The organism is Chloroflexaceae bacterium (genome assembly GCA_025057155.1).
In the GTDB taxonomy this organism is placed as follows: Bacteria; Chloroflexota; Chloroflexia; order Chloroflexales; family Chloroflexaceae; genus JACAEO01.
This window is the reverse complement of sequence record JANWYD010000008.1, coordinates 229,953-241,133: the sequence shown is the minus strand read 5'-3', so window position 1 is coordinate 241,133 and position 11,181 is coordinate 229,953. Positions and strand designations below refer to the sequence as shown.

The window sequence follows — 11,181 nt, the reverse complement described above, 5'->3', positions numbered from 1 at the left end:
GCTACCGGCGCCGGCGGGAGAATCGGGAGTGACAGCGGACCCGGAATCGGCCGTTTTCTCGTCCGCTATGGTACACCTTAAATGGTATACTCCAGACGGCAGGCAAAGGTAACCGTTCATTGCAAACTATTTCGCCAGCCATCAAACGTTCATCTTCATGTGCGATAGTGTTTCTCAGGAGCGCCGGTCGTCATCCACCTGATGCAAGGCCGTGCCGGGGAGCTTCGCAGAAGGTCCGGATCATTCATAGGAATCAGGCGTGTATTGGAAGCGTAAGCAGAAAGGGAGCGTATGCGTCCGCAGCGGCTACCTACCGGACGATTGGCTTTGGTCTGTTTGCTGGTCATCACTCTCACCCTGTTGAGCGCCTGCAACCAGCCCTCCTCCGGGACGCAACAACCCACCGTTCCGCCCACGACGCCCCCGGAGCCGACCGTGGCGCCGACGATTGCCCCGACACCTACCACGCTGGCGATCCGTTCGCTCGACGACGTGCGGAAGGCAGTGGTGCAGATCGAGGCACAGGGCACGTTCGTCTCGCCCAGTGAGGGCACAGTGTTCAACGTCGCGGGGCGTGGTTCCGGCTTTATCATTGACGAGAGCGGCATTGCCGTCACCAACAACCACGTAGTCACCGGCTCGGCCCTGCTCAAGGTCTTCGTGAACGGCGAGAGCCGCCCCCGCAATGCTCGCATCCTGGGAGTCTCCGAGTGCTCCGACCTGGCGGTGATTGACATTGACGGCGATGGCTATTCCTACCTCGAATGGTACGATGGCGACATCAAAGTCGGCCTGGACGTGTTTGCCGCCGGGTACCCCCTGGGCGATCCAGAATTCACCCTCACCCGCGGGATCATTTCTAAGGCCCGCGCCGACGGCGAGTCGAGCTGGGCCTCGGTGGACAACGTAGTTGAACACGATGCGACGATCAATCCCGGCAGTTCAGGCGGCCCTCTGCTGACAAGCGATGGGCGGGTCGTAGGCGTGAACTACGCCGGTCGTTCGGATACCGACCAGTACTACGCCATCGCCCGCGACGAGGCCCTGCCGCTGATCAAGCAACTGCGCGACGGCAAGGACGTCACCTCGCTGGGCATCAACGGTGAAGCCTTTGCCTCCCCCGACGGCTCGCTTTCGGGCATCTGGGTCTGGTCGGTCAAGTCCGGTTCGCCCGCAGACAAGGCCGGCGTGCGCCCGGGCGACATCGTGACCCAGCTCGAGCGGCTGGTGCTGGCCACCGACGGCAAGATGACCAGCTACTGCGACATTCTGCGCAGCCGCACGTCGAGCGACACACTGCAGATCGCCGTGCTGCGCAGCGAGACCGAGCAAGTGCTGGAGGGGCAGATTAACGGTCGCGAATTACAGGAGACGATCTCCTTTGCGCGGGGGAACGATGTGCCTGACGTCGCTGATACTGGCGCATCCTACGATGAGTATTATACGTTCGAAAACGAGTCGCGGACGTTACGAGTTGACATCCCCCGGGCCTGGAGCGACACCTCAACCGGTTCCTGGCGCCGGGGCGATACCGAGGTTCCCCAGAGCATCGCCCTGGTGGCCGCACCGAATATCAACGATTTCCTGAATACCTGGACTACGCCGGGCATGTTCCTGGGCGCCTCGCGCCAACTGGCGCGCGAGTTGACGCCCGACCAGTTGCTCGATGAGATGGCGTTCACCAACGAATGCACCTTCGACGGCCGGAGCGACTACAGTGACGCCCTGTACACCGGCAGGTACGACGTGTGGACGAACTGCGGCGGTCGCGACACCGCGCTGGTGGTAGTCGCCTTTACTCCGGAGGACAAGTCGTTCCTGGGCATGGTGCAGGTCCAGGTCGTCTCCGAGGCTGACCTCGAAGCCCTGGATCGCATTCTGGACACCTTCGTGGTTGAGCGCGGGTTCTGAGGAAAAAACGGGCCTCTCCTGGGAGGGCCGCGCTCCTGGGAAAATCCTTCTGCATGCCAGCATGAAGCCGGATAGGGAAAGAAGCGCGCACGGGCGGTTGGAGGGGTAGGGGGAACCAGGTTTCCCCCCTACCTCTGCTCACGGGGCGCCCGGCGCCCCAGAAGCAGCGGGACAGTTGCAGGAAAACCGGTTCTGGGTGATGCTCCCCTCACAGGGAGGGTTTAGGAGGGCCTTGCCCTCCCAGACCCTCTCGCTTTTCGTTTAGAGCTGGCGCGGCCAGGCCCGCGCGGAGAGGAGAGAGGATCGCGATGGAATGGTACGAGGAAGAGGTGCGGGCCATCGAACAGGCGCACGCCCTGAATCCGCCCCCTCCTGGAGCGACGGTATTTTATGGCAGTTCATCGCTCCGTCTCTGGTCAACCCTGGAAGAGGACCTGGCGCCCTGGCCAGTGGTGAACCGGGCCTTCGGCGGCTCAACGCTGTCCGCCTGCGTCTATTTTTTCGAGCGCCTGGTGCCGCCGTGCGCGCCAGGCAGTCTGGTGATCTATGCTGGCGACAATGACCTCGGTGATGGCCAGCCCGTCAGTTCGGTCATCGGCTCGTTGCACCGGCTGCTGGATAAAGTAGATACACTTTGCGGCAAGATCCCGGTGGCATTTATGGCCATCAAGCCCAGCCCGGCCCGCTGGCGCCTGCGCCATGCCATTCGCCAGGTCAACGAGGCCGCGCGCCAGGCGCTCATTGCCCGCCCCAAGGGATACTTTATTGACGTGTATCAGCCCATGCTCCAGCGCAATGGCGAGCCTGTTTCGGCGCTCTTCGCCGACGATGGTCTGCATCTGAGCGACGAAGGCTATCGCCTCTGGGCCGCGATCCTGCGCACCTTTCGATTTCCGCTTTTCGATCCCTGAAGCGAACACAGGCAGTTGGAGGGATACGAAGCAACGATGTTTCCCGATGTCTTTGCCGATGAGCAGCCCGGAACGACTTCACCGTCGCTCAGGAGAAGAGAGGAAAAGGCAGCCTCCCTGCTCCTGCCTGGGAGCGACCTGCGGCAACCCCGGCGCCGGCGCCGCCCGGTTGCCTTACCCTCAGGGCGGCGCAACAAAGGGTTAACCTGTTTATCTCAGAAAACATGCCAGGAATTAATACTGAGATAACACTTCCGCTCTACCGTGTTTATAAACCGGGCGTATGCCATATCGTTCAGATGGCAGCACCACCCGGCTTACAGACTATGCGGGATTGTTGGATCGGGCCAACTGGAGCCTTGCGGCCTTCTACCAGCGTCAAGGACCGCCGATGCGCCGGGAGTATCACGCGTGGCGCAGTCCACGCTTGCAGCGAACCATGGAACTGCTGGTGTTCGGGCACGCCGGAGCGCGGGTGCTGGTCTTTCCTACCCGTGGCGGACGATTCTACGACTACGAAAACTGGGGCCTGGTTGACGCATTGCGTCACACCGTTGAGGCAGGCAACATTCAACTCTTCTGTGTCGATAGTGTGGACTATGAGAGCCTCTACGCGCGCCATCGCCCTCCCCGGGAGCGGATCGCGCGCCATCAGCAATACGAGGCGTATATTCTGGAAGAGGTCGTGCCATTTTCGCAGCAACTCAATCCCAATCCGCATCTGATCGCCCATGGGTGCAGCCTGGGCGCGTATCACGCGGTGGCCCTGGCGTTTCGCCATCCTCAGCGCTTCCGCAAGGTGGTTGGCCTGAGTGGACGCTACGATCTGACCATGCCAATGGGATCGTTTCGTGATCTGTTCGATGGTCACTACGATGAGACGGTCTACTTTTACAACCCCTGCCATTTCCTGCCGCAACTGAACGACCCGGTGTTGCTTGAGGCGCTACGCCGGCTGGAGATCATTCTGGCTGTGGGCGAGGAAGACGTCTTCCTGGCCAACAATCAGTCGCTCAGCGCTATTCTGTGGCAAAAAGGCATCTGGCATGCCCTGCACATCTGGCCTGGCGAGGCCCACTGCGCCGCGGTCTGGCGCCAGATGGTGCCGTGGTACTTGTAGCAGGCAAGCGGCAGGGAACCCGGAGGTTTCCTGCCGCTTCGCTCAGAGGAATAAACGGTTTATCTGCGGGTCTGTTAGCAACTGGCTTGAACTACTTTTGCGCCGTTACAGATCCATAGGGGTAGGCGAGCACGCTGGGGCCATATGCGAGCACGTGCTCAGGCTGGAGCCAGCCAAACGCTTGCAGCAGGCGCGCCACAATGCCCGTCCAGCCGGTCTGGTGGCTGGCGCCGATGCCGGCGCCGTTGTCGCCGTGAAAATACTCATAGAACAGGATGTGATCGCGCCAGTGCGGGTCGGTCTGAAACTTCTCGGTGGCGCCAAACACCGGGCGCCGCCCCTCTTGATTGCGCAGGAAGATGCGCGCCAGCCGGTCGCTGATCTCTCTGGCCGCGGTGAACAGGGTGACATAGTTGCCTGAGCCGGTTGGAAACTCGATAGTGAAATCATCACCGTAGTAGGCATAGAACTGGAGCAACGCGCGGATCAGCAGGGCATTGACGGGGAACCAGATCGGGCCGCGCCAGTTGGAGTTGCCGCCAAACATGCCGCTGTCGGACTCGGCCGGCAGGTACTGCACCCGGTATTCTTGATCGCCTACGGTAAAGACATACGGATGTTCGAGATGGTAGCGTGAAAGCGAGCGGATGCCGTAGGGACTGAGAAAGTGGTTCTCGTCGAACATTTTGGCCAGGATGCGCCGTAGTTTTTGCTCATTGACCACGGCGAGCAGGCGGCGTCCATTGACGCCGGGCTGGCCCGGGGGGTGGATGTTGGCCAGCAATTCAGGATGCCTGGCCATAAAGCCCCGGATGCGCTCAAGCGCTGCGGGGAAGCGATCAAGCACCTCCGCCGGAATGACCGCCGTGGCAGCCAGAGGCAACAACCCCACCATCGAAAGCACCTTGATGCGCTCGGCGCGCCCGTCGGGCAGTATCAGCACGTCGTAGAAGAAGCCGTCTGCTTCATCCCAGAGTTCATCGCCGTGGATGCCGACACGGTCCATGGCGCCGGCGATGTACATGAAATGGCCGGTAAACTTGAGGATAAAATCCTCGAAGGCCGGCTCGTAGCGGGCCAGTTCGATCGCCAGTTCGAGCATGTTCTGGCTGTAGAAGGCCATCCAGGCCGTGCCGTCGGCCTGTTCGAGGTGACCGCCGGTGGGCAGGGGAGCGCTGCGGTCGAAGACGCCAATGTTGTCGAGGCCGAGGAACCCGCCGCTGAAGAGGTTGCGGCCCTGCGGATCCTTGCGATTGACCCACCAGTTGAAGTTGAGCAGCAGACGAGTGAAGGCGGTCTTGAGAAAGAGGCGATCCTCCTCGCCCTTGAGCTTATCCAGGGTGTAGTTGAAGAGGGTGGCCCAGGCGTGGACGGGGGGGTTAACGTCGCCAAAGTTCCACTCGTAGGCGGGGATCTGCCCGTTGGGGTGGAGGTACTCGTCACGCAGCATCAGGCGCAGTTGCTCCTCCGAGAAATCTGGGTCCACGACCGAGAGGGCCAGGGTGTGAAAGGCCAGATCCCAGGCGGCGTACCAGGGGTATTCCCACTTGTCGGGCATGGAGATGATCTGCCCGTTGAGCATATGCACCCACTCACGGTTGCGGACGTGGCGCTTGCCGCCGCTGAGAGGGTTAGCGTCGTGCTCGTGCAGCCAGGTGTCCAGGTCGAAGAAGTAGTACTGCTTGGTCCAGAGCATGCCGGCCAGGGCCTGGCGCATAACGCTGGCCTGGTCGGCGTTTAGCGCCGGCGGGGTCAGGGCAGCGTAGAATTCGTCGGCCTCGGTCTGCCGCGCGGCGAGGACCTGGGCGTAGTCCGGGCCGAAGGGTCGGAAGTTCTTCGCCGGAGCGGCGCTGGTCAGGCGCAGGCGCACGGTTTCGGTGGCGCCCGGAGCGATGGTGAATATGTAGTGGGCGGCGCTCTTGGTGCCGGTCTGGTGGGGGTTGACCGCCTCATTGCGCCCGAAGATGATGTAGCGATGGAAGGCGTCTTTGACGTAGGGTTGCGGGTTGGGTTCGCCCCAGAGCTGTTCGCGGTTGGTCTCGTTTTCAGTGAAGAGGAGCGCGGGTGCGCCTTCGGCATAGAGGTAGTAGGAGCCCAGTTCGGGATGCACGGCTTCGATCACGTTGGCGCCCGCAGGGCCTTCCACGGCCCGCGCAACCGGGCGGGGCGCCTCCGGGTGCAGCCACCACGTGTCGCGGAACCAGAGCTGCGGCAGGATGTGAAGCGGGGCCGGGTCGGGGCCGCGGTTCACGGCCTGGATCTGGATGAGAATGTCATCGGGAGCGGCTTTGGCATATTCGACGAAGACATCGAAGTAGCGGTCGTCATCGAAGACGCCCGTATCAATCAGTTCGTATTCCTGCTCCTGATAGGAACGGGTGGCATTGGTTCTGACGAGATCGGCGTAAGGATAGGCGGCCTGGGGATACTTGTAAAGAAAGCGCATCCAGGAGTGGGTCGGCGTGCTGTCGAGGTAGAAGTAGTACTCCTTAACGTCTTCCCCATGGTTGCCCTCGGGATTGGTGAGACCGAAGAGCCGTTCCTTGAGGATCGGGTCCTGGCCGTTCCAGAGGGCCAGGGCCCAGCACAGGCGCTGCCGGTCATCGGAGAACCCGGCAAGACCGTCTTCGCCCCATTTGTAGGCCCGTGAGCGAGCATGGTCGTGCGGGAAATAGCCCCAGGCGTTACCATCGTCGCTGTAGTCTTCGCGAACCGTGCCCCACTGGCGTTCGCTCAGGTAGGGCCCCCACTGCTTCCACGGCTTGCCGGCGCGCGCTTCGAGCAGCCGCTGCTGCTCGGCGCCTGCTCTGGGCGTCTTGGCAGTCTTAGACTTCGGCATGATGGTCTTTCCTTAACCTCAGGCGCCCGTGCCGCGTCGCATAGCGATGTTGCAACGAGGGCGCCGTCCTTCCCGTTGTCTCCTGGCAGGCAAGGGGCTGAGGGAAAACCTGGTTTCTTCAAACCCCTTCCGCCACTATCGTTGACTGTTTAACTGTCCCGCACGTCACCGCGCAGTATAGGCGAGGCTCACGATTGGCGCAACGCGTCGCAGCGATTCTGACGGTATAATCAGAAGGCCGCACCGCATCCGGTTGATGCCGGGCCAATGGATGGAGAAGCTGCGTTGGCACGCCCTGATCGCCCTGTCCGCTCTTTCTTCTGGCCGCTGGTCGGGCTGGGGGCCGTTCTTGTTTTGGCGCTCGTCGTAATGGGAGCAGCGGCGCAGGCGCTCGCGGTGCGCCGCAACCTGGCGGCGCTGCACATCACGCCGGCCCCGGCGCCGCAAGAATCCCGCGTCGGAGGCGCTCGCCTGCTCCAGCTCCCCACCCTGGCGCCGACGCGTCCCGGCGCTCCAGCGCCCGTCACTGTGCTGCTCCTCGGCACCGACCGGCGTCCCGGCCAGGAGGTCACCCCGCGCAGCGATGCGGTGCTGGTGGCGCGGATTGACCCGGCCCGCAGGCGCGTGGCGCTGCTGTCGCTCCCCCGCGATCTCTGGGTGGCTATCCCCGGCCACGGCAACAACCGGCTCAATGCGGCCTACCTCTGGGGCGAACGCGACGGGCCTCCCGGCAATGGCCTGGCCCTGGCGCGAGCCACGGTCAGCCAGGCGCTGGGGGCGCCGATTGATTATGTGGTGGTGGCCGACTTTCGTGGTTTCGCTGGAATTATTGACGCCCTTGGCGGCGTAACTGTGGACGTGCCGCGCCCGCTGGTCGATCATCAGTTTCCGACCGCCGACTATCGCGTAACGACCGTCCGTTTCGCCGCGGGCCGGCAACGTATGGACGGAGCGACGGCGCTGGCCTACGCCCGCATCCGTCACCCTGATAGCGACTTCGAGCGCGGGCTGCGTCAGCAGGCCGTACTGGTCGCTATCGCCGAGCGCCTGCGTGAGCGGGGCGACCTGGCCACCTGGTTCGCGGCCCGGCGGGTCAGCGCGGCCCTGGTGGGCTACGTGCAAACCGATATGCCGGTCGAGCGCATGCTTGAACTGGTCTGGACGCTGCGCGATCTCGATCCGGCCGCTGTGGAGCGCTACGCCTTCACCGAGGCCGATGTGCGCTTCGGCGTGGATAACGACCGCGTGGCCCTGTCGCCGCTTCCCGGGGTAATGGAACGCTACGCACGGTTGTTGCTCTATGGACCAGGGGAAGCGTAGCAACTGACAGCCTGGCAGGTTGACCGGGCCTGCAACTTGCGAACATACGGGGTGTTCACGTGATCGAGATCAAGATGCCCCAACTGGGCGAAAGCGTCACTGAGGGAACCATTGGCCGCTGGTTGAAGCGACCTGGCGAGACGGTGGCGAAGTATGAGCCGTTGCTGGAGGTCATTACCGATAAAGTTGACACCGAGGTGCCCGCGCCGGAGACGGGGACGCTGCTGGAGATCCTGGTGGGCGAGGGCGAGACGGTGCGCGTGGGCACAGTGATTGCCCGCATCGGCACGCCTGAGGAAGCCGCCGGTCTGGTTCAGCCGGCGGTCCCGGCGGAGCAACCGGCGCCGGTGACCGCGCCCGCGCCAGCCGCAGCGCCTCGGCCCACGGTCGCCCCGTCTACGGCGGATGGTACGGCCCGAAGCGGGTTTATCTCACCGGTAGTGGCGCGTCTGGTGGCCGAACATGGCCTCGATCTGGCGCGCATTCCCGGGACGGGCCAGGGAGGGCGCGTCACCAAGCAGGACGTGCTGCGCTACCTTGAGGCGCGTCAGGCCGAGGCGCCGGTCGCCGCACCACCGGCGCCCGTAGCCCCCGCAGCTCCCGCCCCCCAGGTGGTCGCGCCGCCGCCCGCCCCCTCGCCTGTGGTCCCCCAGGTGGTCGCGCCGCCGCCCGCCCCGCCGCCCGTAGCCGCGACACCGCTGCCCGAAGACGTCGAACTGGTTCCGCTGACGCCTATGCGTCGCTCGATCGCCGAGCACATGGAGCGCTCGGTGCGGACGGCGCCGCACGTGACCACGGTGATGGAGGCCGACCTGAGCCGGGTGGCGGCCCACCGGGAAGCCAACAAGGCGGCCTTCGAGCGCCAGGGCGTGCGGCTGACCTTTACGCCCTACTTTGTGCAGGCCGCCGTTGCCGGGTTGCGGCAGACGCCGGTGATGAACGGCCGGTTTACCGAGGCAGGCATCATGCTCAACCGGCGCATCCACATCGGGGTGGCCGTGGCCCTCGACGAGGGCCTGCTTGTACCGGTCATACGCGACGCCGACGAAAAGAACCTGCTGGGCCTGGCGCGCATCATCAACGACCTGGCCGAGCGGGCGCGCACCCGGCGCCTGACACCCGACGAGACCCAGGGCGGCACCTTCACCATTACCAACCATGGCGTCAGCGGCAGCCTCTTCGCCACACCGATCATCAATCAGCCTCAGGCGGCCATCCTCGGCGTGGGGGCGATTGTCAAGCGCCCGGTGGTGGTGACGCAGCACGGGGTGGACGCGATCGCGATCAAGCCGATGTGCTACCTCTCCCTCACTTTTGACCACCGCGTCGCCGATGGAGCGACTGCCGACGCCTTTCTGGCAGCGGTCAAGGCGGCGCTGGAAGGCATGTGATTTTGGATTTCGGATTGCGGATTTTGGATTGGGCGGGGCGGATGGCACGACGCTACCACTCCGGCACGGGGGTAAAAATGTAGCCCTCGCGCAGATCACCGAAGGTGCGGCAGCGGGCTGCGCCCCAGCGGTGGGCATAGAGGGCGATGTAGGCGCACATGAGCGCGTCCATGCGGTCTTCGTAAGCCTTGAGCGCGCACCCGTTGAATGAGGCTACATCGGTTTGCGCAAACGCCTCGTGGCCGCGCAGGGGCGGGTCGGCGTCCCTCAGGGCGGCAAGGTGCGTCTGGTAGCGCCGCCATTCGGCCAGGCGCAGCGTCGTCGAGCGGCCCGGACGGGCCTTGTACTTGAGGCTCCGCTCCAGGCCAAAGATGGCGATCATCGCCGGATGGGGAAAGACCTCGGTAATCAGCCGGCCGTTTACCCCGGCGTCAATACGCTCAACATGGCGGAAGCCTCTGCCCTCCAGCATCGCGACCAGTCGTTCGCCGCGCACCACGCCGTTGCGGGCGAGCAGGCGCCGATTGGCGGGGTGCGCTCCGGCCTCGTAGCGCCGGAAGGCCGCGCTGAGGGCGGCATCGGCCGGACGGCGCCCGCTGTAGTTGGGCACGAGCAGCGGGGCGTCCACGGCGACAATCGCCGGGCCGGCCTCCGCATGCCGCTCCACGTAGGCCACGATCGCCTCGAGGTCGTCCAGCAGTTCCGGGGGCGCCACCAGCGCCGCGCCTGCCGGGTCGCCCGTCAGACATGCCGCGCCGCTCTGGTTGCGCTCCGACCAGGCCAGATCAATGCCAATGTATGCGGTGATTGGAGAACCTGCGCTGGAGACCATGATAACGCCGGCCCTGGAAGGTGAGTCTGGGCGGCCAGGCCGCCTGGAAGTCCGAAATCCAAAATCCAAAATCGTTAACCAGCGCCCCGCGCCTCGCGCCAGCGCAGGGCCGCTTCAACCGGCGCGAAATCCCAGGGTTCGCCCATCCCGAAGATAAAGTGCGTCACCCCGGCCGCCACATAGGCCTCCAGGCTCTCACCGGGCCGCGGGGTGACGCTGCGCTCGATCTCCCGTGGATCGCGCCCGATCTCGGCGCACCAGCGCTCGAGCACAGCGCTCTTGTGCCCGATGGTGGCCAGGGTGCTGAAACTGTGCCACATCTGCGCATAGCGGGCGACCAGTCGCAGGGTGATCTTCTCGCCTCCGCCGCCGATAAGGATGGGGATCGGACGGGTGGGCGGAGGCGCGTCAATCTCCCAGCGCCGCTTAATGATCGGGAGGGCCTCCTGCAGCGCCCGCAGGCGCTCGGCGGCGGCGCCGAACGGGTAGCCGTACTCGCGGTAATCCCGTTCGAACCACCCCGCGCCCATCCCCAGGATGAGCCGCCCGCCGGAGATGTGATCCACTGTCTTGGCCATATTCGAGAGCAGGGCCGGATTGCGGTAACTGTTGCAGGTCACCAGGCAGCCGACCTCGACGCGCGAGGTGATCATCGCCATGGCCGTCAGCAAGGTCCAGGCCTCGAAGTGGTTGCCCTGGGGATTACCGTAGAGCGGAAAGAAGTGATCCCAGTTCCAGACGGTGTCAACCCCCAGCGCCTCGGCGTGGCGCACGGCGGCGGCAAACGACTCCCACGTAGTATGCTGCGGGTGGAATTGCACCCCGATGCGAATGCGCGGCATGCCGGTTCCTTTCCA

At 64.3% G+C, this 11,181-nt stretch carries 8 protein-coding genes; 5 read left to right on the top strand and 3 right to left on the bottom strand.

Annotated elements, in window-relative coordinates; genetic code table 11:
• The first annotated feature begins 336 nt into the window (after window positions 1–336).
• The 3 genes from NZU74_09350 (at window position 337) to NZU74_09340 (ending at window position 3,942) form a co-directional block, all read left to right on the top strand.
• Complete coding sequence (locus NZU74_09350) at window positions 337–1,911, top strand: S1C family serine protease (protein MCS6881527.1); 1,575 nt, start codon at window positions 337–339, stop codon at window positions 1,909–1,911.
• Window positions 1,912–2,219: 308 nt separating this feature from the next.
• Window positions 2,220–2,822, top strand: coding sequence for an SGNH/GDSL hydrolase family protein (locus tag NZU74_09345; protein ID MCS6881526.1), 603 nt, complete (start codon window positions 2,220–2,222; stop codon window positions 2,820–2,822).
• A 283-nt stretch (window positions 2,823–3,105) separates the two neighbouring features.
• Entirely contained in the window at window positions 3,106–3,942 is an 837-nt protein-coding gene (locus NZU74_09340) for an alpha/beta hydrolase-fold protein (GenBank protein ID MCS6881525.1), read from the top strand.
• Window positions 3,943–4,033: 91 nt separating this feature from the next.
• Here NZU74_09340 and NZU74_09335 read toward each other — a convergent pair whose 3' ends face one another.
• Window positions 4,034–6,781, bottom strand: coding sequence for a hypothetical protein (locus tag NZU74_09335; protein ID MCS6881524.1), 2,748 nt, complete (start codon window positions 6,779–6,781; stop codon window positions 4,034–4,036).
• Window positions 6,782–7,066: 285 nt separating this feature from the next.
• Between NZU74_09335 and NZU74_09330 the strand changes: the two genes are divergently transcribed.
• Window positions 7,067–8,101, top strand: coding sequence for an LCP family protein (locus tag NZU74_09330; protein ID MCS6881523.1), 1,035 nt, complete (start codon window positions 7,067–7,069; stop codon window positions 8,099–8,101).
• A 59-nt stretch (window positions 8,102–8,160) separates the two neighbouring features.
• Window positions 8,161–9,492: a 2-oxo acid dehydrogenase subunit E2 gene (locus NZU74_09325; protein MCS6881522.1), complete on the top strand. Its 1,332-nt coding sequence runs from the start codon at window positions 8,161–8,163 to the stop codon at window positions 9,490–9,492.
• A 52-nt stretch (window positions 9,493–9,544) separates the two neighbouring features.
• Here NZU74_09325 and NZU74_09320 read toward each other — a convergent pair whose 3' ends face one another.
• Both NZU74_09320 and NZU74_09315 read right to left on the bottom strand, forming a co-directional pair.
• Window positions 9,545–10,324: a DUF429 domain-containing protein gene (locus NZU74_09320; protein MCS6881521.1), complete on the bottom strand. Its 780-nt coding sequence runs from the start codon at window positions 10,322–10,324 to the stop codon at window positions 9,545–9,547.
• A gap of 74 nt (window positions 10,325–10,398) precedes the next feature.
• Entirely contained in the window at window positions 10,399–11,166 is a 768-nt protein-coding gene (locus tag NZU74_09315; protein MCS6881520.1) for an LLM class F420-dependent oxidoreductase, read from the bottom strand.
• Between the last annotated feature and the right edge of the window lie 15 nt (window positions 11,167–11,181).

Coding starts and splice junctions, on each gene's coding strand:
- NZU74_09345 (MCS6881526.1), top strand. CDS start 2,220: ATGGAATGGTACGAGGAAGAGGTGCGGGCCATCGAACAGGCGCACGCC.
- NZU74_09340 (MCS6881525.1), top strand. CDS start 3,106: ATGCCATATCGTTCAGATGGCAGCACCACCCGGCTTACAGACTATGCG.
- NZU74_09335 (MCS6881524.1), bottom strand. CDS start 6,781: ATGCCGAAGTCTAAGACTGCCAAGACGCCCAGAGCAGGCGCCGAGCAG.
- NZU74_09320 (MCS6881521.1), bottom strand. CDS start 10,324: ATGGTCTCCAGCGCAGGTTCTCCAATCACCGCATACATTGGCATTGAT.
- NZU74_09315 (MCS6881520.1), bottom strand. CDS start 11,166: ATGCCGCGCATTCGCATCGGGGTGCAATTCCACCCGCAGCATACTACG.